Source organism: Salinimicrobium gaetbulicola, assembly GCF_042676025.1.
GTDB lineage: Bacteria > Bacteroidota > Bacteroidia > Flavobacteriales > Flavobacteriaceae > Salinimicrobium > Salinimicrobium gaetbulicola.
This window is the reverse complement of record NZ_JBHTJP010000032.1, coordinates 825,153-851,170: the sequence shown is the minus strand read 5'-3', so window position 1 is coordinate 851,170 and position 26,018 is coordinate 825,153. Positions and strand designations below refer to the sequence as shown.

Below are 26,018 nucleotides of genomic sequence, written 5' to 3'. Positions count from 1 at the left end.
ATGAGGTATAATCTTTTACTGTTCTTCCTGTTTCTGAATGTGGCCGGTAATGCCCAGGAAGATTCCTTGCTGAAAGGACAGATCTTGGCAGATTCTTTAATCGGCTCGTCTATTAATATCGTGAACCTGACCAAGGAAATAGGTACGACAAACAGTGGTTCCGGAGAATTTGAAATAGAAGCCACGGTGGGAGATACACTTTTATTTTCCTCGGTTCAATATGAGGTCAGGGAAATAGTCATTTCAAAAGAGATCCTTGAAAAGGGCTTTTTGAAAGTAGAACTTTCATTTATGATGAACGAGTTGGATGAGGTAAGGATCAGTAATATCAGCTTAAGTGGTAATTTAACTGCAGATCTTAATAATATTGAAACTTTCGACCAGGCTTCTGTTGGTTTTCCAATGTCTACAAAACCCAGACTAACTTCAATAGAAAGAAAGATATATACTGCTTCAAGTTCTTCCTTAATGTTACTTGTAAATATGCTCAACGGGAGGCTAAAGATGTTAAAAAGAGCACAGAAGAACATGGAATTTGAGAATCTTATTGACTTAGGAGTAGATATTTTTCCTACTGAATTTTTTACGGATATTATTCATGTCCCTGAAAATATGATCAGGCTATTCGTTTACTACTGTGGAGAAGATTCGAGATATAAGGAGCTTATGATCAATAGAGAGGCACTTCCATTAATTGAATTATATATGGAAAAAGCCATTGATTTTCGGAAATTGCATAATATTAGCGCTGAGGGAGCTTTAGATTTGATTATTTCACATCCTGATGACATAAATACTGGTAGTAACGACTCAATATCGACCAGTAAAATTCGAAGTTTAATAGAGCCCAACTTCAACTCCTTCAAGATTCTGAACTCTGAAAAGAATGAGTAAAAATTATTTAATTGCTCTGGCACTTTTACTATACTTTTCTGCCTTTGGTCAGGAAAGAAAGTTGTTGACAGGAAGGATAATCACACAGGATCAGGAAAATTCTTTTATTAATATTATCAATCTCAGCAGTAAGGCGGGAACCACAAACAACAGTAAAGGAGAATTTGAAATTTCTGTGTCCAAAGAGGATACTCTTCTGTTTTCTTCGGTTCAATATGAATCAAGGGAAATAATTATTACAGAAGAAGTTCTGAAAATGGCATTTTTGCAAGTACTTCTGGTAGAAAAGATAGATGAACTTAAGGAAGTTTCCCTAAGTGATATTAACCTTAGCGGGAATCTCGCAAATGATCTGGAGTATATTCCTACCCTCACTCAGGCCGATCTTGGTTTTCATATGTCAGATAAACCTAAACTTACATCAATTGAGCGAAAGCTTAAAACGGTCTCAAACGTTAGCACATCTTCTAAATACAACCCTCCCGGAATGGTGAATGTAAGTCTTGACGGAATCATAAACAGGTTCAACGGTAAAACTGAGATGCTACGGAAGGCTGCCGCTAATGAAGATCTTTCACAGGTTGTAGATGAAGGAGTAGCTGCATTGCCGGTTAGTTTTTTTTCAGATCTTGGTATTCCGAAAGATCGTCATAGAGATTTTGTTTATTTCTGTGCTGAAGATGAATCCTTCAGTGCCCTCTTACCTGAAGCCAAACGGCTTGAACTTGTAGAGTTTTACCTCATAAAAGCAACGCAATTTTTGAAAGAGCGATTATGATATAAGATCACTTAAAAGAAAGCCCTTCAAAAAAGTCATTTTTGAAGGGCTTTATAAATGATTTTTCTAATAATTAAAATTCCGAAGTAAAATGGAATTTTATAGAAGGATATTTCTGCTGTGCCATTTGTAGGGAGAAAGCAGAATCTGCCAAAAACACGAGTTGTCCGCGTTTGTCTTTGGCGAGATATTTTGATTTCACTCTTTTAAAGTCCTTGAATTCCTCACTTTTGAAATCTTCAGGTTCTACCCAGCATGCCTTGTGTACATTCAGGTTTTCATACGTACATTTCGCGCCGTATTCGTGTTCCAGTCTGTACTGAATTACTTCGAATTGAAGGGCTCCTACAGTGCCAATTACTTTTCGGCCGTTTAGTTCAAGGGTGAACAACTGTGCAACCCCTTCATCCATCAGCTGGTCGATCCCTTTTTCCAGTTGCTTGGATTTCATAGGATCAGCATTGTTGATGTATCTGAAGTGTTCCGGAGAGAAACTCGGGATCCCTTTATACATCAGTTGTTCTCCTTCGGTCAAAGTATCCCCGATCTTGAAATTTCCGGTGTCATGCAACCCAACAATATCGCCCGGATAGGAAACGTCTACGATCTCCTTTTTTTCCGCAAAGAAAGCATTTGGGCTCGAAAACTTAAGATTTTTGCCATGTCTTACGTGGAGATAAGGCTTGTTGCGTTCAAATTTCCCTGAAACGATCTTGATGAAAGCAAGACGATCTCTATGTTTAGGATCCATATTCGCGTGGATCTTAAAAACGAATCCGGTGAAATCTTTTTCATCGGGTTCCACTTTTCGGGTATCACTGTCCTTCGGGCGCGGAGTGGGAGCGATGGAAATGAAACAATCCAGCAACTCTCTAACTCCGAAGTTATTCAAGGCAGAACCGAAGAAAACAGGCTGGAGATTTCCGTCAAGGTAATCCTGCTTATTGAATTCAGGGTAAACTCCTTGTGCTAGTTCCAGTTCGTCCCTTAGATTTCCGGCAGCTTTTTCTCCAATCAGGCCATCAAGATCGCTGGAAGAAAGATCTGATATCTCAACAGTTTCTTCAATATCGCGACGCGGGTCACCGGTGAACAGGTTCACGTTCTGTTCCCAGATATTGTAAATTCCTTTAAAGTCATATCCCATCCCGATAGGAAAACTCAAAGGAGTCACGGTCAAATTTAATTTTTGCTCTATTTCATCCAGAAGTTCGAAAGCGTCCTTTCCTTCACGGTCCAATTTGTTGATGAATACGATCATAGGAATATTCCGCATGCGGCAAACCTCAACCAGCTTTTCTGTTTGTTCCTCGACCCCTTTTGCGACATCGATCACCACTATCACAGAGTCAACTGCAGTAAGGGTTCTAAAAGTATCTTCAGCAAAATCCTTGTGACCCGGGGTATCCAGGATATTGATCTTTATGTCTTTATATTCAAAAGCCAATACCGAAGTGGCAACCGAGATCCCTCTCTGGCGCTCGATCTCCATAAAGTCACTGGTCGCGCCTTTCTTGATCTTATTTGATTTTACCGCACCGGCCTCCTGGATAGCACCACCAAAAAGCAGTAACTTTTCGGTAAGGGTGGTTTTACCGGCATCTGGGTGGGATATAATTCCAAACGTTCTTCTTCTCCTGATCTCTTCTGAAAACTTCATACATGTAATTAAGGCTGCAAAGATAATTATTTGAACGTGAATTTTATGATAGATTTATGGAGGCTTTTTACCCCTTCTGAAACAAGAGTGACTTTGATTTCTGGTTCGATTTCGTACATTTGGAGTTCAATTTTTGCGATGAAAGAAGAACAAGTTATCCTGGTTAATGAAAACGATGAACAAATTGGGCTAATGCCTAAGATGGAAGCCCATGAAAAAGCCTTGTTGCATCGTGCTTTTTCAGTATTTGTATTTAATGACCGTAACGAGTTGATGATACAGCAACGGGCAATGGGAAAATACCATTCTCCGGGTCTTTGGACTAACACTTGTTGCAGCCATCAAAGAGAAGGGGAGTCTAACATTGAAGCCGGGAAACGCCGACTTCAGGAGGAGATGGGCTTTACCACTGACCTGAAAGATACTATCTCGTTTATATACAAGGCTCCTTTTGATAATGGCCTTACCGAGCATGAATTTGATCACATTTTAGTGGGGTATTATAACGAGGAACCAAACCTGAATCCTGAAGAGGCGCATGATTATAAGTGGGTAGACCTGGAAACACTGAAGGAGGATATGGCTAAAAACCCGCAACGTTATACCGAGTGGTTTAAGATCATTTTTGATAAGTATTACAAATACATCCAGCAATGAAAGTAACGGTAAGCAGAAAAGCGCATTTTAATGCGGCCCACAGATTATTCCGGAAAGAATGGGATGATGCAAAGAACGAACAGGTTTTTGGGAAATGCAGTAATCCTAACTATCACGGGCATAATTATGAGCTTATCGTTTCGGTTACCGGGGAAATATGTGAGGAAACGGGGTTTGTTATTGATCTTAAAGACCTGAAGGAGTTGATCTATAATAAGATCGAAGTGCCCTTTGATCATAAAAACCTGAATCTTGAAGTTCCTGAATTTAAAGATCTTAATCCTACTGCGGAAAATATTGCGGTGGTGATCTGGAGAAAGCTTCGCCATGAATTAGGATCTAAGCTTGATCTGGAGGTGAAATTATTCGAAACTCCCAGGAATTTTGTGACTTACCGCGGAGATTAAAATTTTTTCAAAAAAAACATTTTGGAAATCGGGAAATAGTGTAAATTCGCAGCTGAAATTAAAGCACAAGATGGCTAATAAAAGAACACTTAAGAGGGATATCAATTACGTAATGGGAGACATAATCGAAGCAGCTTACCTGCACCAGATTACAAACCCAAAAGAAGATCCTGCTAAGTCTGAGGCAGTAGTTGACCAGGCAATCGCAGACTTCGATGAATTGATCGGAAAGATGAATCAAAAAGATGTTGAGAACAAGAAACAGCATTTTAAAAATATCGAAAAGGAACTTGAAGCGAAAGCAAGAGTTCTTGTAGAAAAAGTAAACGCTCTTTAATTAGAGATTTATTGCCGATGTAGCTCAGCTGGCTAGAGCAGCTGATTTGTAATCAGCAGGTCGTGGGTTCGAGTCCCTCCATCGGCTCAAAGCTCCTTCAGAAATGAAGGAGCTTTTTTTATGGAGAGTGACGAGATGTTCATCCTGAGCGAAAGCAGCAATTTTGTTGCTGTAGTCGAAGGGAGGGAGGAGCCTCAAGGCGAGGAGAAAGGGCGGGGAAATTTCTCCATGCTCTAAACGGGTGTGTCTATTTCCTTAGAGGCTTTATAATAGAATCCTTTTCTTCTCTTGTGCTAAAATTCTAAAATGAAGGAAGGGAAGATCAATTAAGAAATGTCTTAAATAAAAAATCCCGCCTTAGAAGCGGGATTTTTAACTGAGTAAGTAAATATTTTATTGGGCTACAGGGCTGTCCTCAACCGCAGCTTGCTGTTTTTCTGACTCACGTCTTTCTTTCAGGAAATCTTCTAAACTTTTCCCGTATTTTGAATCTCTTACCTCTGGAGTAAGTGACTTGTAGATGGTATCCAGGTATTTGATGTTCGCGTCATAGATCTCAGAAATTGCAAGGTAAGGAGCTATCTCCTTATCCTTGTTATTGATCGCGTAGTTTACAGTGAATAAATATCGTCGCTTGGTTAGATTGTCATATTCTTTAGCAGTGGAATCCATTAATATCATGTCTTCCTTTTGGCGAGCAAGGATGTTTGACTTTATCAACTCCAAATTCTTAGTGTTGAATCGTCTCATCATCTTATTGAACTCGACTAGTTTTTTCTGGTTTTCAGATCCTTCAACGACAGCATCGGTTTCAAAATTCTTAAGAGTCGTGTTGATCGTCATTTGACCCGGCTCTGCAAAAAACAGGAATCTGTCATCGTATTCGTTATTGTCAATCTTGTTTAGATATAAATAAAGAACTTCCGGGCCATCAATGTAACTCTCTAAAACAAAATCTTCTTTTCCCTTTATCACTACCGAATCTAAAGTGACCAAAGCAGTGTCCTCAACTTTTTGCAGATATAATGTACCCTTTTTCAATCCCTGAACTTTTCCCTGGATACTAAGGTTTTTTTCTTCAGAAGAACAGGCTGCAAGGCAGCAAAATGTAAGTGCTAGTAATGCTAATTTTTTCATGTAAGTGTTTAGATATTGTTAGAGTAAATATTGTAAATTTTCTTTGGATTCGACTAGCTTGCAGAAGCCATTTGCATAAGAATTGTACTCAGGATCGCACCATAGGTTCCTACCACATAACCAAACACTGCAAGAAGCACCCCCACTGTAGCAAGTGATGGGTGGAATGCTGCTGCTACTACCGGTGCTGAAGCTGCTCCTCCTACGTTTGCCTGGCTTCCTACCGCAAGGAAGAAATAAGGTGCTTTAATTAGTTTTGCTATCAGGATCAGGAGACCTGCGTGAATTGACATCCAAACCAATCCAATGGCAATAAGACCGGGATTATCAAATACCATTGTCAAATCCATTTTCATTCCAATCGTAGCCACCAGGAAGTAGATGAACACACTACCAATTTTACTGGCACCGGCTCCTTCATATTCTTTTGCCTTTGTGAAGGATAAAATTATCCCTATCGCTGTGGCAATCGTGATCATCCAAAAGAAAGAGGAGGAGAATGAAGAAAGAGCTGATTTACTATCATTGAAAACTTCGAAATTAGAAGATAAGGTTTCTGAAATCCCGTTGGCGCCCCAGTGAGCCAGTCCAACAGCACCAAATGCGATGGCTAACATTATCATTAGGTCTGCCAGGGAAGGGTTGCGGGTCACACTTTCAGCATATTCGGTTACTTTGTGCTTTAACTCGGTTATTGCTGTATTGTCGGCCTGTAACCAGCGGTCAATTCTGTCACTTTTTCCAATTCCCATTAGGAGAATTGCCATCCATAAATTCGCCACCACAATATCTACTAACACCATTCCTCCATAAAGGTCAGGGTTGTATTCAAAGATCTCAAGCATGGCGGCCTGATTGGCTCCACCTCCAATCCAGCTTCCTGCCAGTGTGGAAAGTCCTCTCCAAACAGCATCAGGACCTATGCCACCGACCGTTTCAGGGGAAAATATGGAGATTAATAATATTGCAATGGGACCACCAATTATAATACCGATAGTTCCTGTAAAGAACATAATAAGGGCTTTGGGACCCAGGTTGTAAATGGCTTTAAGGTCTATACTTAAGGTCATTAAGACCAGTGATGCCGGTAAAAGGAATCTACTTGCTATGTAATAAAGTTGCGAAACTTCATCTGAAATAATGTTCAGGGAATTAAAGATCGCCGGAATAAGGTAGCACATTAAAAGTGCAGGAACGACCTTATAAAACTTATACCAGAAACCTGATTTTTTAGAAGATGTAAGAAATACGAATCCAAGAGCCACCATTAATATTCCAAGGACGATGGCATCATTTGTAAAAATTGGGGGGTTTTCCATGATTTTGCTTATAAGGCCGGAAAAATACAATTTTTATGGTACACAAAAAACCGATCTAACTATGAAAGTTTAAACAGTTTCTGAAGGCTTTTTGCTACGCCGTCCTCTTTCCCGTGATGGGTGATCTCGTTTGCGATTTCAAGAATCTCCGGTTTGGCATTTCCAACGGCAATGCCCAGGCCAGCCGCCTGTAACATTTCATAGTCATTAAAGTTGTCGCCAAAAGCGATCGCTTCTTTAATATCATAATGAAAATGCTCTTTTAAAAGTTGATTTATTGCTGTTAATTTTGAAACCTTTCTGCTGGCAACCTCAAGATATGTGAGCTTTGAGCGGTATAGATGAAGTTTATCCTGAAAATTGGCTGAGAGGAAATCTACAATTTGATCAATATGGGTTTCCTCTCCCATACACATGATTTTATGAGCTGATTTTTCCTCGCCTTTCCATTTCTCTATCACTTTGTCGTTTGAAAGTACTGTTGGTGTCACCTCTGTGTTATTTTCCTCTCGAAGCGCCCATTTGTCCATTTGAGGAACATACCATTCTTCATTGTGATAAAGACTTAAATGACATTCTAAGGAAGAATTGAACGTGTTTAGCTCTTCTACTATTTCCAAGGGGATTTCAGTAGAGCTTACCGTTTTATTATCTACCAGGATCAGGCCTCCGTTATAGCAGATCAATGGTTGATGTGAAATATGAAGCTGTTCCTGCAAATGTCTCATGGCTTGAGGCATTCTGGAAGAAATCAGTATGACCGGAATTTGAGAATTAAGTTCCCTAATCACTTTTTTCGTAAGGTCTGAGAGCTTTCGGTCTTTATTGAGTAAGGTGCCATCTATGTCTGAAAAAACGATCTTATAGTTCATCGATGCTTTTTATGAATTTTACTAAGGTAGATACTAATTCAGCGTGAATTGGATTACCTGGTTCATTATAGGATTTGGAATTTTCAAGGTCACTGCCTTCGATCTTTCTTAAGACATGATTCATTTTGTCAATGATCACCAGCTCCGCATCGGGATTGGCGTCTTTTAATTCTTGTGCCGATTCCTCTCCAATTTGGAGGTCTTTGTTGCCGTTAATGATCAACACCGGGATCTCTAGGTCAGCAATTTCTTTTCTTGGGTCATACTGCATCCATGATAACATGAAGGGCTGAAGATTGGGACGAAAAACCGTTTCCAGAACGGGATTATAACTGTTGCTGCTGCCCGTCTCCCGTATTTCTTTAAATGAAGTCTGAACATTTTCTTTTAAGCCGGGGACCTGTTTTGCTATCTGTTGAGTGATCACCGAGTCAATTGGTTGTGATGGCCCTGCAATTGAAATGTAAGCATCGGCCGCATCTTTTGCAGCAACCATTCCAACCAGGGATCCCTGGCTGTGTCCTAAAACAACCAGCTTGCTAAAAGTACTGTCATTTTTAAAGTGAGCCAGGACTGAGGAGGCATCTGAAATAAAATCGTCAAAACGTATATCTTTTTCCTGAAGGCCTAATTGCGATGCTCGAAGTATCCTCTTATCATATCTGTAACTGGCGATCCCTTTTTCTGCCAGCTCGTACGCCAGCTTTTTGAAGTAGTCGCTTTTCATGAAGGATTGATTTCCATTTCTGTCAATAGGACCCGAACCCTGGATCATGATGATCAATGGCGGTCTTTCCTGAGTAGTGGGTTTGAGAAGGGTTCCTTCAACAAACTTGTTTATCTTAATGTCTTCTGAACTTAATTGGTTATTCTGGCCGAACGTGATAGAGGTGACCAGAAATAGGAGGACGAAAATGCTATTTTTCATAGGTAGTATTTACCGGGTTTTGAAAATATGTTTTTAGTATTTCTTTTGCTGCGGCAGGTCTTTGGGTGCCTATTAAAAAATGTTTGTCTTTATTTGTAATGATCTGGATTCCTTTGTTGCCATAAATAAAATAAGCTTTCCAGTCTTCCCCGATTCCGCGTAAACCCCAGCCTCCAAATTCTTTTTTTGAGTCGTATTTCCTTAAGTAACATTCCTTGATCTCCTGCCAGGAAAAATGCTTCCGAGTAAAAGAAAATGGTTTGAAATAGGTGGTGACACCTTCAGCGTCTATTCTGGTCTCAAGTCGCAAATATAGCAGACCAAGTACAATTGGTAAAGTAATTCCTACACTTATAAGAGAAACGATCATCGCGGTATCTTCGGAAGCATCTTTGGTGGCATAATATGCAGTTCCAACGATGATCACAATAATGGCGAGAATGAACATTAATAACCACCAGCGATTAATGAATTGTTTTTCCTGGAAGATCTTCATAAGTATGGTTTTAAGCTTTCCTTTAAAGTTACAAATTTCTTTTTTGCTCAAGAAGGATTGCCAAAAGAAGGAAAATAAAAAAGGCAAGGTATTTGAAAGTAGCGGACTACTAATACGTTTTTTATATTTGCTGAAATAAATACAACCTATTCTATGAAATACTTATTACTTGTCACAGCTTTGGTTATCTCATCTTTTTCTTTCGCATCAGAAGGAGATTGGGGAAGAACGGGGCATAGAGCTACGGGGGAAGTCGCAGAGTCTTACCTTTCAAATAAAGCTCAAAAACAGATAGCTGAACTTTTGGATGGTCAAAGCCTGGCGTTTGTCTCTACTTATGGTGATGATATTAAAAGTGATCCCAAATACCGTGAGTATGGTCCATGGCATTATGTAAACCTGCCACAGGGAGCAACGAATTATAAAAAAGAGGATGCAAACCCTAAAGGTGATCTTTTACAGGGGATCCAAACCTGTGTAGAGGTTCTAAAAGATAAAGAAGCTTCTAAAGAGCAAAAAGCATTCTATTTAAAAATGCTCGTTCACTTTATGGGAGATCTTCACCAGCCTCTTCACACCGGTCGAGGGGAAGATAAAGGTGGTAACGATATCCAGGTTAGATGGTTTGGTAAAGGTTCTAACCTTCACAGGGTTTGGGATAGTGAAATGATCAATGACTTTGAGATGAGTTTTACCGAACTTGCAGAAAGTACAGATAAGCTTTCAAAAAATGAGATTAACAAGATCCGTGCTGGGTCTATTTCAGATTGGATGTATGAATCAAAAGCCTTGAGCAATAAAGTTTATGATTCGGTAGAGATAGGAGAAAAACTGGGATACGAGTATATGTACGAATGGTTCCCGGTAGCCCATGATCAAATTCAAAAGGGGGGTATTAGGCTAGCGAAGGTTTTAAACGATATATTTAAATAGGATATTCCTCTTTGTTTATAAAAATAAGAGCCTGGACAATCTGTTCAGGCTTTTTTAATTCTATCATTTTTGAAAAATAATAGTAGGTTTTTAACTGTGAACCCCATTTCTTTGTCAAATTACTTTTTTTTGTTGGATAATTGGTTATTAATAAATAATTTGCAGAACCCTAAAGCTGTTTTCACTTAACCTCAAAAATTTGAAAAAAAACTACTTTTTAAGTTTTATTGTTGTACTTCTTTGGCTTCCGGGGTTCTCTCAAACTCCAGCTAAGGCCTATAAAGATAGTATTCAAAAGTTGAGAAAAGCAGCCGGGGAAGCCTATTCTGCTTACGACTACAACGCTTCAATCGAATATTCAGCTCAATTAGTTCGATTAGCTTCAAAATTTGATGACCCATCTGCTCTTTTTGATGGATATAATGGACTGGGTATTTCCTATGAGGTTCTTGAAGATACTTTACGGGCTAAGGAAAACTACGAAAAGGCTCTTCATTATGCGGAATTAACCCAAAACGACACCCTATTAGGATATGCCTATAATAATTTAGGTAACATTCTTAGTTCGCAAGAAAAAACTGTAAATGATGGGCTTGAATATTACAAAAAGGCTGTAGGTATAGCTCTGCGACTCAATGACCCTAATGAATCTTTAACCCCGATTATAAATATTGCCTGGACCTATCTAGATAATGACAATTACGATGCTGCTGCTCCATATTTAAAAAAGGCATGGAAACTAAGTAGTAAATCAAATAACAAGAGCCTACAGAGCAACTTACTTTCCCTAATTGGGATGTATCATTCGGGCAAGCAAGAATATGATGAAGCACGTGATCATTTTCAATTAGCTCTAGAAGTTGCAGAAAAAGATACCTTGATCGTGGACGCCTCCTTCGCATATAAGGAGTACGCAGAAATGTTAGTGAAGACGGGAGCCTATAAAGAGGCTTATTCGGCTCTGGAAAAGCATCAAAAATATAGAGAGAAATTTTTTCAGAAGGAGAAAAACCTTCAGCGGGAAGCGGTATACGGTAGGTTCAAAACTGAATTCGAAACTGAAGAATATAAGAAAGACCTGGCGGCCGCCCAAAGAGAGCAGAAGTATAAGGATGCGGTGCTGGCTAAAACTAAACAGATCACCGCTATTATGGTCTTCTCTCTTTTAGTTATGTTACTTTTCCTCATCTTACTTTACAGAAATAATCGTTTAAGAAAAACCTTGATCCAGGAACTTAAGAATAAGAATCAAGAATATATGGAAGCCAAAGAGGAGGCTGAACGTTTGTCACTTCTTAAAACACGGTTTTTCTCAACGGTGAGCCACGAATTAAGAACTCCTCTGTATGGAGTGGTGGGTCTTACCTCTTTACTCCTAGAGGACAATAAAGATGAAAAGCAAAAAGAAGATCTTAAATCCCTGAAATTTTCTGCTGATTACCTGCTGGCCCTTATCAATGATGTTCTCCAAATGAATAAAATGGAATCTAATTTACTGCAGTTGGAGAACAGCAGTTTTAATATTGAAGAGCTTTTCCACGGAATTGTACAGTCTTTTAAAACGACCCGTAATCTTAATAATAATAAGATCGAATTAAGGATCGACAGTAATATTCCCCGTCACTTGATAGGGGATTCCATGAGGCTTTCTCAAATTATGATGAACCTTGTAGGGAATGCCGTAAAATTCACTGAGAATGGAAAAGTTTGGATCAAGGCATCATGTAAACAATGTTCTGACGGCAGTTGTTTGATTTACTTTGAGGTAGGTGACACCGGGCCCGGAATTCCTGATGACAAACAACAGGAGATCTTTGAGGAGTTCTCCCAGTTAAAGTCAACCAACTACAACTACCAGGGAACTGGTTTAGGGCTTCCAATTGTTAAGAAACTACTTCAATTATTCGGTTCTGAAATTAAGCTGAAAAGCGCTTCAGGAGAAGGTGCGATCTTCAGTTTCGAGATCAGTTTCTTGAAAGGGGACGAGAAGTCAATGCCTGTGATCAAAAAAACGGCCTTATTGGAAACTGAACAAGATGAAGTAAGGAAGGCATTGATAGTAGATGATAACAGAATTAACCAGGTGGTCACAAAAAGGATCCTGGAACAAAGGGATTTTGAATGTGACGTCGCCGGTAGCGGGGAGGAAGCTATTGCATATTTAAAACTTAACCGAGTAGATGTTGTTCTTATGGATGTGAACATGCCGGGAATGGATGGGATGCAGGCAACTATGGAAATTAGGAAGTTTGATCCTTATGTGCCTGTGATAGCACTTACTGCTGTTGAGGTAGGGGAAATGCGTGACGAAATCCTTGGTGCAGGAATGAATGATATCATTAATAAACCCTACAATATTCCGCAGTTCTTCCAGATAATTTTCAAGAACCTAAGACAGCCCGTAGTTGATCTGGAATAAAAGGTTATAAACGGTCCGGGGCATTAAAAACATAAAAAAGCCGCTCTCTGATTTTCCAGAAAGCGGCTTTTACTTTTTGAAATGATCAATGATTATTTGATCATTTCAAAACTACGTTTGATAAACGAAGTTAACTCTTCCCCTTTTAAGAGGTTTTGAGATAGCCTTGCAAGGTCAAGCGATTGCTTGATCAAACGCTCCTGTTTCTTCTCGGTTTTAGTGTTCAGAATATCTGAAATCAACGGGTGATTTGTATTTACCACAAGATTGTACATCTCAGGCATGTTGCCCATTCCAAACATTCCACCGCCGGTTTGCTGCATTTCTTTCATTCTACGCATAAATTCAGGCTGCGTGATGATCAAAGGAGCCGCATTACTATCCATACTTTCAAGCTGTACGTTGTACTTCTCTTTTGGGATCACCTTTTCGAAGTCTGTTTTTAGCTTTTCTTTTTCCTCTTCAGAAAGTTTTGAAATTTTTTCCTCTTCTTTCTTGATTAGATTATCAATATGATCTGCGTCTACACGAGCGAAAGAAATTTTCTCTTTTTCAGCTTCCAGTTTCTGGATTAAATGAGATACGATAGGAGAATCCAATAAAAGAACTTCATAGCCTTTCTCTTTGGCAGCTTCAATATAGCTGTGCTGCTCATCTTCATTAGAAGCGTAAAGAATTACTTTATTTCCGTCCTTATCGGTTTGAGTGTCTTTTATCTTTTCTTCCAGCTCCTCGAAAGTATAATATTTCTTATCTACTGTTGGATAAAGAGCGAAGGCCTGGGCTTTTTCAAAGAACTTATCTTCAGAAAGCATTCCGTACTCGATCACGATCTTAATATCATCCCATTTCTTTTCAAAATCTTCACGATTATTATTGAAAAGTGTTTTCAGCTTATCTGCTACTTTTCGGGTGATATAACTTGAGATCTTTTTCACCGCTCCGTCAGCCTGTAAGTAAGATCTTGAAACGTTCAAAGGAATATCCGGAGAATCGATCACCCCTCTAAGCATAGTAAGGAATTCAGGAACAATTCCTTCCACATTGTCAGTTACAAAAACCTGGTTTTGGTACAACTGTATCTTATCCTTCTGGATATTCATATCCCTGGTCATCTTAGGGAAGTAAAGTATTCCGGTAAGATTGAACGGATAGTCGACATTCAGGTGAATGTGGAATAATGGATCTTCGAATTGCATAGGGTAAAGTTCCCTGTAAAATTCGTTATAATCCTTTTCCTCCAGGTCTGTAGGTTGTTTGGTCCAGGCTGGATTGGTGTTGTTGATGATCTTGTCAACAGTTTTAGTTTCCGGCTTGGCATCTTCAGGTGCATCTTCGGGTAACTCGATGGTTTCTTCCTTAGTTCCGAATTTAATTGGTACCGGCATGAACTTGTTGTATTTCACAAGCAATTGCTCAATTCGGTTTTCTTCAAGAAACTCTTTATCATCTTCATTGATATGAAGAATGATCTCTGTACCGCGTTCTTTTTTATCGGCTTCTTCCAGGGTGAATTCAGTGGTTCCTTCGCATACCCAGTGAGCCGCCGGTTCATCTTTATAAGATTTGGTGATGATCTCTACTTTGTTCGCTACCATAAAGGCTGAGTAGAATCCTAAACCAAAATGCCCGATGATCCCGCTGTCTTTCGCGGAATCCTTATATTTTTCAAGGAATTCTTCTGCTCCTGAAAAAGCCACCTGGTTAATGTATTTTTCAACCTCTTCTTTGGTCATCCCGATCCCCTGATCAGAGATACGAAGTTGCTTCTTCTCTTTGTCGATCTTTACCTCGATCACAGGATTTCCGTATTCCACAGAAGCCTCACCAATACTGGTAAGGTGTTTTAACTTCAAAGTCGCGTCTGTCGCGTTTGAGATCAACTCTCTCAGGAAGATCTCATGATCACTGTAGAGAAACTTTTTGATGAGTGGAAATATGTTTTCTACAGATACATTAATGTTTCCGGTTGCCATATATAAATTTATTTAAGTAATTTTTTGTTCCTCATCTAAGAGTCAAAAAAAGTACCAATAACCGGCCGCTGACAAACTGACATAACTTGTAATGAACCAATTGACTTTACGTCTAAGTTAACACTTGAAGCACAGCATTTAACACTACTTCTTTTAATTTTTGTTTAGATTTGCGTAAATTTACTTAAACAAAATAAAACTTCGTCATATGGCCACTGTAAAAAACTCAGAAAAAGATAAAAAACTTACCCGGGAAAAATTAACCGCCTTTTATATGGATCATGTGCTGGAGCAAGGTGTCGCTCCTTTAAGTATCTATAAATTCTGTAAGCTGAATAAAATTAAGGAAGAGGATTTCTATAATTTCTACGGAAGTTTTGAAGCTCTTGAAAAAGGTATATGGGAACAATTTTTTGATCATGCCCTTGAAGTAATGAATAAGAGTGCAGATTATAAAGATTTTTCTGCCAGGGAAAAGTTGCTAACCTACTTTTTTACTTTTTTTGAAATACTAACCGCAAACCGAAGTTATGTGCTCTTAAGCCTTTCTAAAGAAAAGAGTCCATTGAAAAATCTGGAGCAGTTATCAGGTCTTCGTCATAAAGTAAAGGGTTTCGCGAAGGAACTTGCCAAAGAAGAGAATTCTCAAAGACCGGCCGCAAGTTTGAACAAATCTGAAATGATCTTTTCTGAATCGGTTTGGCTGCAGCAGCTATTCCTGCTTAGGTTTTGGAAAAATGATAGTTCAGTAAAATTCGAAAGTACCGATGTCGCTATAGAGAAATCTGTAAATACGCTTTTTGAACTTTTTGATACAACCCCCCTAGAACGGGTATTTGATTTTGGCAGATTTCTCTGGAAGGAGAAGATGTCTTAGTCTCACCCGTTTTTTTGCCCGCAGAATGGGAACCCCTACATCCTCCTGCGGGCTTTTAATGCTTAAAAATTGCTATGAAAACAATTGATAATATACCTACCGGAAAGATTGGTCGTACCAGCAAAATGCTGCAAACGGGTTTTAAGATCGGCGGTAACTATTTAAAATACTACGGAAAAAAAGCGCTGAACTCAGAGCTTTCCCGGGAGGAACTCGATCAAAGTAACGCGGAGGATATCTATGACGGTTTGAAAAGTCTGAAAGGGAGTGCCTTGAAAGTCGCTCAAATGCTATCCATGGAGAAAAGCCTGCTTCCTGCAGCCTATGTGGAAAAATTCAGCCTGGCCCAATTCAGTGTGCCGCCATTGTCTGCTCCATTGGTTAAGAAAACCTTTAAAAAATACCATGGAAAGTATCCGGAGGAGATCTTTGATTCTTTCTCCAGCGAGTCTGTGAATGCCGCTAGTATTGGTCAGGTGCATAAGGCAGAACTGAATGGTAAGAAATTGGCTGTCAAGATACAGTATCCTGGCGTTGCTGAAAGTATAAGCTCAGACCTGGCTCTTGTAAAACCCATCGCTCTTAAAATGTTCAATCTTCAAGGAGAAGATTCTGAAAAGTACTTCAGGGAGGTTGAGGATAAGTTGATGGAGGAAACAGATTATACCATGGAATTGCAGCAAAGCAAAGAAATTTCCGAAAGCTGTGATCACCTTCCAAATCTTCTCTTTCCGAAATATTACGAGGATCTATCCAGTGAAAAGATCATCACTATGGACTGGATGACCGGGATCCACTTAAGTGAATTTGCGAAATCCAATCCTTCCGCCGAAGAGGCTGACAAAATAGGACAAACCTTGTGGGATTTTTATTTCTATCAAATACACGCTTTAAAGGCGGTGCATGCAGATCCGCATCCCGGTAATTTCCTGGTTGATGAACAAAAGAGGTTAATTGCCATAGATTTTGGATGTATAAAACGACTGCCTGAAGATTTTTACAATCCTTATTTCGAACTCACGAAGAAGGAAAATTTTGAAGACATGGATTTTCTGCAAACCAAGCTGAGGGAACTTGAGATCCTTCACGAATCAGATTCCCCAAAGGAAACAGAGTATTTTACCAGGATGTATTACCAAATGCTGAGTCTCTTTGCAAAACCGTTGAATTCTGTTCATTTTGATTTTTCTGATCCTTCCTTTTTACAATCCATTTCAGCATTAAGTGAGGAGTATAGCAGGGATAAAGAATTGCGGAAAATGAACACCAACCGGGGTAGTGAGCATTTTTTATATATAAGTCGCACATTTATGGGGCTTTACAGTTTGCTTCACGAACTGGGTGCCAGGGTAGAGGTCAATAACTGGGAAAAATTCCTTACGAAGTAATTTACAGGTTTGTTTTTGGCTGTCAGGGACTTGAGATATTTCCTTTAAGGAGTAACCAAGTTTGATTAGAAGAACGTTAATCTTTCTTATATTGCGGGCGCAATTTTTATTAATTGCTTAAATTTAAGAGGAATAATTTTAAATACCCTAATAAACAATAAATGTATCAGTCAAAGATAGCAGGATTGGGAAGCTATGTGCCGGAGAATGTGGTAACCAATGATGACCTTGCTAAAATAATGGACACTAATGATGAGTGGATCCAGGAGAGAACCGGAATAAAAGAAAGAAGACACATTAAAAAAGGAGATGGCAACACGACCGCGGTGATGGGAGTGAAAGCTGCTAAAATAGCCATTGAACGTGCGAACATATCAAAAGATGATATTGACCTTATAGTATTTGCGACTTTAAGTCCTGATTATTATTTCCCAGGAGGGGGAGTTCAGGTTCAGGAAATGCTGGATATTGACACCTGCCCTGCATTAGATGTAAGAAACCAATGTAGCGGTTTTATCTATGGGCTTTCGGTTGCTGATCAATTCATTAAAACAGGAATGTACGAAAACGTTTTAGTGATTGGTAGTGAAAATCACAGTGGCGGCCTTGATTTCTCTACAAGAGGTAGAGGAGTGTCTGTGATATTTGGTGATGGAGCAGGAGCAGCTGTTCTTACTCGTAGCGATCACAACGGGCAGGGAATACTTTCCACGCATTTGCATTCTGAAGGAAAACACGCTCTTGAATTATCTTTAAAAGGACCTAGTACACTTCACTGGGTTCCTGAGATCATTGCTGAAAATCCACAGGGCGATGATATACCATATTACCCTTATATGAATGGTCAGTTCGTATTCAAGAATGCGGTGGTTCGTTTTTCTGAAGTGATCATGGAGGGACTTGAAGCGAATGGTCTTGAAGTTAAAGATATCGACATGTTGATCCCTCACCAGGCAAACCTTCGAATTTCTCAGTTCATTCAGCAGAAGTTCAAGTTAAGCGATGATCAGGTTTATAACAATATTCAGAAGTATGGAAATACCACAGCTGCTTCTATTCCTATCGCTTTGACCGAAGCATGGGAGAACGGTAAGATCAAAGAAGGCGATACTGTTGTATTGGCCGCCTTTGGTAGTGGATTTACCTGGGGTAGTGCCATTATTAATTGGTAGTATGCTTCAAACCAAAAATCAAAAAGCCGCAACGATCGTTGCGGCTTTTTTTGGCTAAACAAACAAACTATTAGAACATTCCGCCGCTGGCAGTATTATCATCTCGTTGTTTTCTTTGCAGGGCGCGGTTCTTTCCGCCTCCAAACCTATAGGAGAAGCCCAGGTATACGTTGCGGGAGTCCCTGGCGAGTTTTCCCGTTTGAGCACTTGGCAGAGTCGTTGAAAACTGCTGGTACTGGGTTTTGAAAATGTCATTAACATTCAGGCTTAAAGAAGCCTTGTCATCCCAGAAGCTGTAACGTGCACCAATATTCACGAAGTACATGTCATCAAGTTTAAATTGTATGGTTTCCGCCGGCCCCTGATAAATACCAAATAATTGAAGTTTTAAGCGGTTTGAAACCTTAAACGAGTTATTCGCCTGAAAACGGTAAAACGTTGTTTCTTTCTCTACATAAGTAGATCCCAGGAATCCGCTGATGGATTGTCCATAAAAATTGAAATTCGCGTTGAGATCCCAGAAATGGGCGGGTTTAAAGTTTCCGGAAAGCTCAATTCCGTATGAGTTGCTGTCCCCAGCATTCCCGAAAGTCAGGATAAGGTGTTCAGGATTCTCAGGATCTTCATCGATCACCTGGTCGATCTCGTCATTGATCATTCTGTAAAATACACCTCCGGAAATTGAATTTCTCCCCAGCTTTCGGGTGTAGTTCAATTCAATTGAATTGGTGAATTGCGGTTGCAACTCAGGATTACCTTTTACGGTCAACCTTGGAGTCGATAACTGCCTTGCCGGGTTCACCTGATTGAACGATGGCCTGTCTACCCTGCGACTATAGCTTAGATTGAATGAATTCTTTTCGCTCGGGGTATAAGAAAGAAAAGCCGATGGGTAAAAAGTGAAATAATCGTCTTCATAGACCTTACTCCCTTGCTGAACAGCCTCTACATTATAATTCTCCATTCTCGTTCCAAACTGATAAGACCATTTGTCAAAATTCTGTCCGAAGGTGGCGTAGAAAGAGTAAATATCGCGGTCATAATTGTAAAGCACATCGTTCAAATTGGTGTTTGTGGAACGGTAATCATTTTCTGACCTTTCTATTCGGGACTCGGCACCAAGTTCCAGTTTCATAGTTTCAGAAAGTGGGTTCACATAATCAAGGTTTATAAGGGTAGTGAGTCTTTCTTTGTCTAACCTGTCTAAAAAATCTTCAGATGGAGGATTTTCTCCTACGAATTCAAAAGAGGTATCCTCATCATTTGTATATCTGTTAAGATCAGCTTCCAGTTCCAGGTTGTGGCCTTCCTTTTCGAAATCATGTTTGAAGTCAAAGTTATAGGTCGATGACAGGTTTTCTTCATCGGTATCTACTACCTGGGTATAGTTCAAAGAAGGCTGGGCCGGATAATCCAGGTTAAAATCCCCATTAAACCTTTGTAGGGATAGATTCTGATTGGTGTAAAATGAAAGTACGTTTTTGTCATTAAGATAGAAGTCAACACCGGCTTTGGCGAGATATCCCGTATTTCCGAATTCAAGATCTGGGTACTCAGTTACTCCTGTGGTTAAGTTCCTGATGTATCCGTCTAATTTATTGTTGCGATCATTCGCACCTAAATTCGTGTAAAAATTGAATTTTCCTTTGCGATAGTTCATGTTCAAAGACCCTGTGGAACTCAACTTTTCGGCCACTGTAATTCCGGTCGTTACATTTCCGTTAAAGCCGAGGTTGCTGTTCTTGTGAAGAATGATGTTTATAATACCGCTCATGCCTTCAGGATCATGCTTCGCGGAAGGATTAGTGATCAATTCAATCTGCTTAATAGAGGTAGAAGGTATTTGTTTAAGGAGTGTTGCTACGTCCATATTAGTTGGTTTCCCGTCAACAAGAACCTTCACGTTTTGATTTCCCCTTAAGGCGATATTACCATCCTGGTCTACGCTGACCGAAGGAATGTTGTTCATGATCTCTGAGGCGGTAGCTCCTGTAGTGGTAAGGTCTTTTCCTACGTTGACCACTTTACGGTCGATTCTTTGTTCGATCGTCGAACGTTCTGCTACCACTTCAACATCGTTGAGAAGGGCTACTTCGGCATTTAAATAGATCTCGCCGAGGTCGAACTCTTTCTTTTTGTTTGAAATAATTACCTCTTCCGAATAGGTTTTGTAGCCCATAAACTGTACTTCGAAAAGGTATTTTCCAGCCGGAAGTTTTTCTAAAATAAAACTTCCATCTACCCGGCTTACCGTTCCGGTAACAATTTCGCCCGTTTCATTTTTGACGGTGATTGTGGCGTAGGGGATAGGTTCGTGTAGATCATTGTCCATCACCGTCCCGGTTACACTTCCCAATATTATGGGGTCGTTTGCAGCACTACCCACCAGGGTGGCAGAAAATAAGGCTAAAAATAGGATGAAACTCTTCATTTTTTGATTGATTTTATGATGATTAATGTTATACATATTACTTTGTTAAGCATACTTCTGAAACCCAGCTCTCCGCGAAATATTGCTTACCTGTACTTAAAAGACGAGCAACAAAAAGTTTTGTTGCAAAATTTTAAAATTAATTATGAAAGGTACTTTGCAATACATAGTTATTGGGTCAAAAAAAAACCATAACTATTGGCTTCTATTAAATAAGACTATTGAAATTGATTTTTGTTACAGTTACATAAAGAAAAACCCACACCTTAAGTGTGGGTTTAGCACCAGAGCTCTTTTAACACTAACCATCAATGCATGACAAGAGTCCCTAATGCGGGAAATATTTCTTACCTTAAAAGACTAGTATAAACGGTAATTGTTACACTTTAGGGTAAATAAATTAAAATGAGTAAAAAAACATTGGTGATAGGCGCTTCTATGAATAGAAGCCGTTATTCAAATATTGCTATTAATCGTCTCACTTCTCACAAGGTTCCTACTGTGGCAATCGGTTTGAGGACGGGAGAAGTGGCGGGTGTGAAAATAGAAACTGAAAAACTTCCTTTTGAGGATATAGATACCGTGACCCTATATCTCGGTCCGCCAAGGCAACCGGAATATTATGATTATATAATTTCTCTGAATCCCGACAGGGTGATCTTCAATCCCGGCACCGAAAACCCGGAATTCTTTAGACTCCTAAGGGAGAAGAATATTGAAGTTGAGGTAGCCTGTACTTTGATCTTACTTTCTACTGGCCAGTATTAAACCGAGAAAGGTTAGGAATCCATTCAGGATCAAAACAAAGAATCCGAATTCAAATCCAAACCAGGATAGGCTATGGTCGCTTATAATATATGTTAGGATAGGCGATGCGATCGCGATTACTGGAACCAGTTTGTCTCTTACTTTTAGCCTGGTGAAAAGTCCAAAGCTGAAAAGCCCCAGTAATGGTCCATACGTATAACCTGCGAACACGAACAATTTAGCGATCACACTTTCGTCCTTGATGATGTATTTGAAACTGATGATAACCAGGATCAGCATTATAGAAACCATCACGTGGATCTTCTTTCTTACCAGTTCCTGTTTTGCTTTTTCGTATCTCTTCTCAATGTCTAAAATATCAATACTGAAGGAAGTGGTCAGGGAGGTCAATGCGCTATCGGCACTACTGTAGGCGGCTGCGATCAAACCAAGAATAAAGAAGGTCGCAATTCCTACCCCGAGTCCGCTTTGAGTTGCGATCACAGGGAAAAGATCATCTTTGGAAGCATCGATACCGTTTTGACGGGCGTATTCGGTCAGTAATATTCCTAAGGCCATAAAGAACAGGTTGACAAATACCAAAACGATGGTAAACCAGAACATGTTCTTTTGTGCATCCTTCAAGTTACGACAGGTAAGGTTCTTTTGCATCATGTCCTGGTCAAGGCCGGTCATAACGATAGCAATAAAGGCTCCTGAAATAAATTGTTTCCAGAAATAATCGGCGCTCTTGAAATCGTCAAAAAAGAACATTTTTGAGAGCTCACTGTCGGCGATGTAACCAATGAGGTCAGCACCCTGAATTCCGAGGTCATCAGAAACAAAATAAATACTCACCCCCACAGCGATTAGCATACAAAGGGTTTGAAGCGTGTCTGTATAAACAATGGTTTTGATCCCAGATCTAAATGTGTAAAGCCATATCAACAGGATGGTCATAATAACTGTCGCCCAAAAAGGTATTCCCAGAGAATCAAAAAGAATGATCTGGAGTACGTTGGCTACCAGGAATAATCTGAAACTCGCTCCCACAACACGGGACAACAGGAAAAAAGAAGCTCCGGTTTTATAAGAATATCTTCCGAACCTGGTTTCCAGGTAGGTGTAAATAGAGGTTAAATTCAGCCGATAATATAACGGAAGCAGCACCGTTCCTATCACAATATAACCTACAACATATCCAAACACTACCTGCATGTAGCTGAACTGGCTCGCTTCGACCCATCCGGGAACAGAAATGAAGGTCACCCCGCTCAGGGAAGCTCCAATCATTCCGAAGGCTACCACATACCAGGGCGATTGCCTGTTGGCTTTGAAAAAGGTGCTGTTGTCTGAGTTTTTTCCGGTGATCCAGGAGATCAGGATCAAGGCCATAAAATAGGCGGCAATAAGTAATAGGATGTATTGAGGCTGCATTAGTTCTGAAATTTCCGCGGCAAAATACAAATAAAGGTGAAACCAACGGCAAGGACATGTAGTCTAAATTTTATGGTGTGTGCCTGAAAAAGCCGTAATTTTGTGTCATGGAATTTTCATCTAAATTATTGGAAGAGGCAGTTAATGAGATGTCTCAGCTTCCGGGGATAGGGAGGCGTACCGCTTTAAGATTGGTTTTGCATTTATTAAAACAACCCGAATCCCAGACAGTGGCTTTAGGTAAAGCTTTGGTGGACCTAAAGACCGAAGTGAAATTTTGCAAGAACTGTCATAATATCAGTGATACCGAACTTTGTGAGATCTGCGCGAATTCCTCCAGGCAAAGTGAAGTGGTTTGTGTAGTAGAAGATATACGAGATGTGATGGCCATTGAGAATACCAGTCAGTATCGAGGTCTTTATCACGTGCTTGGTGGCAAGATCAATCCTATGGAAGGGATCGGTCCTTCTCAATTGACCATCAAATCCTTAATTGAGAAAGCTCGCAGCGGTGAGATCGAGGAGATCATTTTTGCCCTGAGCAGCACTTTGGAAGGGGATACGACCAACTTTTACATTTTCAAGCAATTGGAAGGTCTGAATATAAAGACCAGTACCATTGCCCGCGGAATTTCGGTGGGTGATGAGCTGGAGTATGCAGATGAGGTTACCCTTGGACGGAGTATCACAAACAGGATCCCGTTTGAAAATTCCTTGAAGAATTAAAGATTTCTGGCAAAAAAGGACTTGAATACTTTCCAATTAAGGCTTCGAAATTGTAATTTTACTCGGCAAATTAACTGAAAATAGAAGCCTGAAAGAAATTGATGATTTTCTATTGATGAATATTTATTATTAATAAAGCGAATTTTTTAGTAAATTCGCATTCAAATTAATTTAATACATCTTCGAATTAAGAATATGGCAAAATTTGAACTTAAATTACCCAAGATGGGAGAAAGTGTTGCTGAGGCAACCATAACTAACTGGCTTAAGGAGGTTGGTGATACCATTGAAGCCGATGAGGCCGTTCTGGAAATTGCCACCGACAAGGTTGATAGCGAAGTGCCGAGTGAAGTTGACGGGGTTTTAGTGGAAAAGCTGTTCAATGAAGATGATGTAGTGCAGGTAGGGCAAACAATCGCCATTATAGAGACCGAAGGAGGAGAGGGAGCTCAATCTTCAGAAGAGACCACAGAAGAAGTTCCTTCCGAAGAAATTCAGGAAGCAGTAGCTGAAGCTGAAAAAAGAGTGGAAGAAGCGAAAGAGATCAGTGTAACCGATTTTTCTGAAAGTGATCGTTTCTATTCTCCATTGGTGAAAAATATCGCAAAGGAGGAAGGAATTTCCTTTGAAGAACTGGAAGGTATTAAAGGAACAGGTAAGGACGGAAGGGTCACTAAAAATGACATTTTAGACTATGTAGAAAACAGGTCTTCCCGACCGGCTCCTGTAGCTGCTGGAAAAGAACAGAAGCCTGCTGCCGCGCCGCAACCTTCCAAAGCTCCGGTGAGCGTTAATGGTGAAGATGAGATCATTGAAATGTCCAGAATGGGTAAAATGATCGCGCACCACATGGTAGAAAGTGTACAGACTTCAGCGCATGTACAGTCATTTATTGAAGTGGATGTCACCAATATCTGGAACTGGCGTAAGAAGAACAAGGATGCTTTTGAAAAACGTGAAGGAGAGAAATTAACTTTCACGCCTATCTTCATGGAAGCCGTCGCAAAATCAATTAAAGATTTCCCGATGATCAACATTTCTGTTGACGGGGATAAAATAATCAAGAGAAAGAATATCAACCTGGGGATGGCAGCTGCTCTTCCTGACGGGAACCTGATCGTTCCTGTCATCAAGAATGCAGATCAGCTTAACCTGGTTGGAATGGCCAAGGCGGTTAATGACCTTGCCAACCGCGCGAGATTGAATAAACTAAAGCCAGATGATATTCAGGGTGGAACCTATACAGTGACTAATGTGGGTACTTTCGGAAGCATTATGGGAACTCCAATTATCAATCAGCCGCAGGTAGGGATCCTTGCCTTAGGTGCGATCAGGAAAGTTCCTGCAGTGATCGAGACTCCAGAGGGGGATTTCATCGGTATTCGTTATAAGATGTTCCTTTCTCACAGTTATGATCACCGTGTGGTAAATGGAGCCTTAGGTGGGCAATTCGTTCAGCGTGTGGCCAAATACCTTGAGAGCTTTGATAAGAACCGAGATCTTTAGATTTAAATAAATAGAAATTACATTAGAGCCATGATCTGAAAAATGTAAGATTATGGCTTTAATTTTTATAGAATGTCCCGAAGGCTTCAAATTTGCAGCCTTCAAAAAATAGTATCTTTACCCTAAATCGATATTGAAAATATGGAGTTAAAACTCACCAAGCCTATTTGTTTTTTTGATCTGGAAGCGACCGGTACCAATGTGGCCAAAGATCGAATCGTTGAAATCTCTATTCTTAAGATTTTTCCAAATGGCAATAAAGAAAGCAAGACCTGGCTTGTGAATCCGGGTGTGCCAATTCCTAAAGAAGTGGTTGCCGTTCACGGGATCACAGATGAGAAAGTGGCAAATGAACCTACCTTCGCAGAACTGGCCTCCAAAGTCTATGAAATGATCAAAGGCTGTGATGTGGCAGGTTATAATTCCAACCGATATGACATTCCTTTACTGGCCGAAGAAATGCTTCGCGCCGGGATTGACTTTGATATGAAGAATATGCTAGCCGTAGACGTGCAGACCATTTTTCACAAGATGGAGCAGCGCACTCTTTCTGCTGCCTACAAATTCTACTGCGGAAAGACCCTGGAAGGAGCGCACAGTGCTTCAGTTGACACAGAAGCTACTTATGAGGTCTTAAAGTCACAGTTGGACCATTACGAAGGAGAAATTCAGAATGACGTGAAGTGGTTGTCAGAGTTCAGTTCCAGGAAAAATTGCGCTGATTTCGCCGGATTCATTTCCTATAACAAAAAAGGGCAGGAGGTGTTTTCCTTCGGAAAGCACAAAGGAAAGTGTGTGGAGGATATTTTGGAGCAGGAGCCGGGATATTTCGGATGGTTTCAAAATGCCGACTTCCCTTTATATACCAAGAAAGTACTTACCTCAATTAAATTGAGAAAACTAAATACCAAACTCAAATAAC

General features: G+C 40.0%; 23 protein-coding genes and 1 tRNA gene. 15 read left to right on the top strand and 9 right to left on the bottom strand.

Features of this window, described 5'->3' with window-relative positions:
- Both ACFQ1G_RS05415 and ACFQ1G_RS05410 read left to right on the top strand, forming a co-directional pair.
- Entirely contained in the window at nt 1-894 is an 894-nt protein-coding gene (locus tag ACFQ1G_RS05415) for a hypothetical protein (protein WP_380737367.1), read from the top strand.
- Nucleotides 887-1,672: a hypothetical protein gene (locus tag ACFQ1G_RS05410; protein ID WP_380737366.1), complete on the top strand. Its 786-nt coding sequence runs from the start codon at nt 887-889 to the stop codon at nt 1,670-1,672. The genes ACFQ1G_RS05415 and ACFQ1G_RS05410 overlap by 8 nt, the downstream gene beginning before the upstream one ends.
- 73 nt (nt 1,673-1,745) lie before the next feature.
- Here the strand turns inward: ACFQ1G_RS05410 and ACFQ1G_RS05405 are convergent, their stop codons facing one another.
- Nucleotides 1,746-3,332 (bottom strand): peptide chain release factor 3, encoded by a 1,587-nt coding sequence (locus ACFQ1G_RS05405; RefSeq protein ID WP_380737364.1) that lies wholly within the window; start codon nt 3,330-3,332, stop codon nt 1,746-1,748.
- Between the two features lie 138 nt (nt 3,333-3,470).
- On the opposite strand from ACFQ1G_RS05405, the gene idi reads away from it, so the two are divergent.
- From idi to ACFQ1G_RS05385, 4 genes are all read left to right on the top strand, one after another.
- On the top strand, nt 3,471-3,989 hold the full coding sequence (gene idi, locus ACFQ1G_RS05400) for an isopentenyl-diphosphate Delta-isomerase (protein WP_380737362.1): 519 nt from the start codon (nt 3,471-3,473) through the stop codon (nt 3,987-3,989).
- A complete protein-coding gene (locus tag ACFQ1G_RS05395) occupies nt 3,986-4,396 on the top strand; it encodes a 6-pyruvoyl trahydropterin synthase family protein (RefSeq protein WP_380737360.1) in 411 nt (136 codons plus the stop codon). The genes idi and ACFQ1G_RS05395 overlap by 4 nt, the downstream gene beginning before the upstream one ends.
- Before the next feature lie 70 nt (nt 4,397-4,466).
- Complete coding sequence (locus ACFQ1G_RS05390) at nt 4,467-4,733, top strand: hypothetical protein (protein ID WP_380737358.1); 267 nt, start codon at nt 4,467-4,469, stop codon at nt 4,731-4,733.
- Nucleotides 4,734-4,746: 13 nt separating this feature from the next.
- Nucleotides 4,747-4,820: transfer RNA gene (locus ACFQ1G_RS05385), tRNA-Thr, on the top strand.
- A gap of 306 nt (nt 4,821-5,126) precedes the next feature.
- Here ACFQ1G_RS05385 and ACFQ1G_RS05380 read toward each other — a convergent pair.
- The 5 genes from ACFQ1G_RS05380 to ACFQ1G_RS05360 are packed head-to-tail and all read right to left on the bottom strand — an operon-like array spanning nt 5,127 to nt 9,485.
- Entirely contained in the window at nt 5,127-5,870 is a 744-nt protein-coding gene (locus tag ACFQ1G_RS05380; protein WP_380737356.1) for a DUF4369 domain-containing protein, read from the bottom strand.
- Between the two features lie 53 nt (nt 5,871-5,923).
- Nucleotides 5,924-7,189: a DUF819 family protein gene (locus tag ACFQ1G_RS05375; protein ID WP_380737354.1), complete on the bottom strand. Its 1,266-nt coding sequence runs from the start codon at nt 7,187-7,189 to the stop codon at nt 5,924-5,926.
- Between the two features lie 59 nt (nt 7,190-7,248).
- Nucleotides 7,249-8,061 carry a Cof-type HAD-IIB family hydrolase gene (locus ACFQ1G_RS05370; RefSeq protein ID WP_380737352.1) on the bottom strand — a complete coding sequence of 271 codons (813 nt, stop codon included), beginning with the start codon at nt 8,059-8,061 and terminating at the stop codon, nt 7,249-7,251.
- On the bottom strand, nt 8,051-8,989 hold the full coding sequence (locus ACFQ1G_RS05365; RefSeq protein WP_380737351.1) for an alpha/beta hydrolase: 939 nt from the start codon (nt 8,987-8,989) through the stop codon (nt 8,051-8,053). The genes ACFQ1G_RS05370 and ACFQ1G_RS05365 overlap by 11 nt, the downstream gene beginning before the upstream one ends.
- Nucleotides 8,979-9,485: a hypothetical protein gene (locus ACFQ1G_RS05360; RefSeq protein WP_380737349.1), complete on the bottom strand. Its 507-nt coding sequence runs from the start codon at nt 9,483-9,485 to the stop codon at nt 8,979-8,981. Before ACFQ1G_RS05360 ends, ACFQ1G_RS05365 begins: the two co-directional genes overlap by 11 nt.
- 153 nt (nt 9,486-9,638) lie before the next feature.
- Here ACFQ1G_RS05360 and ACFQ1G_RS05355 point away from each other — a divergent pair, with 153 nt between their 5' ends.
- Nucleotides 9,639-10,418, top strand: a complete 780-nt coding sequence (locus ACFQ1G_RS05355; RefSeq protein WP_380737348.1) for a S1/P1 nuclease — start codon at nt 9,639-9,641, stop codon at nt 10,416-10,418.
- A gap of 199 nt (nt 10,419-10,617) precedes the next feature.
- Nucleotides 10,618-12,837 carry a response regulator gene (locus ACFQ1G_RS05350; RefSeq protein WP_380737346.1) on the top strand — a complete coding sequence of 740 codons (2,220 nt, stop codon included), beginning with the start codon at nt 10,618-10,620 and terminating at the stop codon, nt 12,835-12,837.
- Between the two features lie 92 nt (nt 12,838-12,929).
- On the opposite strand, the gene htpG is transcribed toward ACFQ1G_RS05350, so the two are convergent.
- A complete protein-coding gene (htpG, locus tag ACFQ1G_RS05345; RefSeq protein WP_380737344.1) occupies nt 12,930-14,813 on the bottom strand; it encodes a molecular chaperone HtpG in 1,884 nt (627 codons plus the stop codon).
- Nucleotides 14,814-15,021: 208 nt separating this feature from the next.
- Between htpG and ACFQ1G_RS05340 the strand changes: the two genes are divergently transcribed.
- From ACFQ1G_RS05340 to ACFQ1G_RS05330, 3 genes are all read left to right on the top strand, one after another.
- Nucleotides 15,022-15,690 (top strand): TetR/AcrR family transcriptional regulator, encoded by a 669-nt coding sequence (locus ACFQ1G_RS05340; RefSeq protein WP_380737342.1) that lies wholly within the window; start codon nt 15,022-15,024, stop codon nt 15,688-15,690.
- A gap of 74 nt (nt 15,691-15,764) precedes the next feature.
- Nucleotides 15,765-17,078, top strand: a complete 1,314-nt coding sequence (locus ACFQ1G_RS05335) for an ABC1 kinase family protein (protein ID WP_380737340.1) — start codon at nt 15,765-15,767, stop codon at nt 17,076-17,078.
- A 161-nt stretch (nt 17,079-17,239) separates the two neighbouring features.
- The gene (locus tag ACFQ1G_RS05330; protein ID WP_380737339.1) at nt 17,240-18,250 is read left to right on the top strand and encodes a 3-oxoacyl-ACP synthase III family protein; all 1,011 of its coding nucleotides are present in this window, start codon (nt 17,240-17,242) and stop codon (nt 18,248-18,250) included.
- Between the two features lie 70 nt (nt 18,251-18,320).
- On the opposite strand, the gene ACFQ1G_RS05325 is transcribed toward ACFQ1G_RS05330, so the two are convergent.
- Nucleotides 18,321-20,681 carry a TonB-dependent receptor domain-containing protein gene (locus tag ACFQ1G_RS05325; protein ID WP_380737337.1) on the bottom strand — a complete coding sequence of 787 codons (2,361 nt, stop codon included), beginning with the start codon at nt 20,679-20,681 and terminating at the stop codon, nt 18,321-18,323.
- Between the two features lie 405 nt (nt 20,682-21,086).
- On the opposite strand from ACFQ1G_RS05325, the gene ACFQ1G_RS05320 reads away from it, so the two are divergent.
- Entirely contained in the window at nt 21,087-21,449 is a 363-nt protein-coding gene (locus ACFQ1G_RS05320; protein WP_380737335.1) for a CoA-binding protein, read from the top strand.
- Here the strand turns inward: ACFQ1G_RS05320 and ACFQ1G_RS05315 are convergent.
- Nucleotides 21,426-22,865, bottom strand: a complete 1,440-nt coding sequence (locus ACFQ1G_RS05315; protein WP_380737333.1) for a sodium:solute symporter — start codon at nt 22,863-22,865, stop codon at nt 21,426-21,428. The two genes, ACFQ1G_RS05320 and ACFQ1G_RS05315, sit on opposite strands and share 24 nt — an antisense overlap.
- 107 nt (nt 22,866-22,972) lie before the next feature.
- Here ACFQ1G_RS05315 and recR point away from each other — a divergent pair, with 107 nt between their 5' ends.
- The 3 genes from recR to ACFQ1G_RS05300 all read left to right on the top strand — a co-directional run bounded on the left by recR (nt 22,973) and on the right by ACFQ1G_RS05300 (nt 26,017).
- A complete protein-coding gene (gene recR, locus ACFQ1G_RS05310; RefSeq protein WP_380737331.1) occupies nt 22,973-23,590 on the top strand; it encodes a recombination mediator RecR in 618 nt (205 codons plus the stop codon).
- A 195-nt stretch (nt 23,591-23,785) separates the two neighbouring features.
- A complete protein-coding gene (locus ACFQ1G_RS05305; RefSeq protein ID WP_380737329.1) occupies nt 23,786-25,096 on the top strand; it encodes a dihydrolipoamide acetyltransferase family protein in 1,311 nt (436 codons plus the stop codon).
- Nucleotides 25,097-25,237: 141 nt separating this feature from the next.
- Nucleotides 25,238-26,017, top strand: coding sequence for an exonuclease domain-containing protein (locus ACFQ1G_RS05300; RefSeq protein ID WP_380737327.1), 780 nt, complete (start codon nt 25,238-25,240; stop codon nt 26,015-26,017).
- The last annotated feature ends 1 nt before the right edge of the window (nt 26,018 follow it).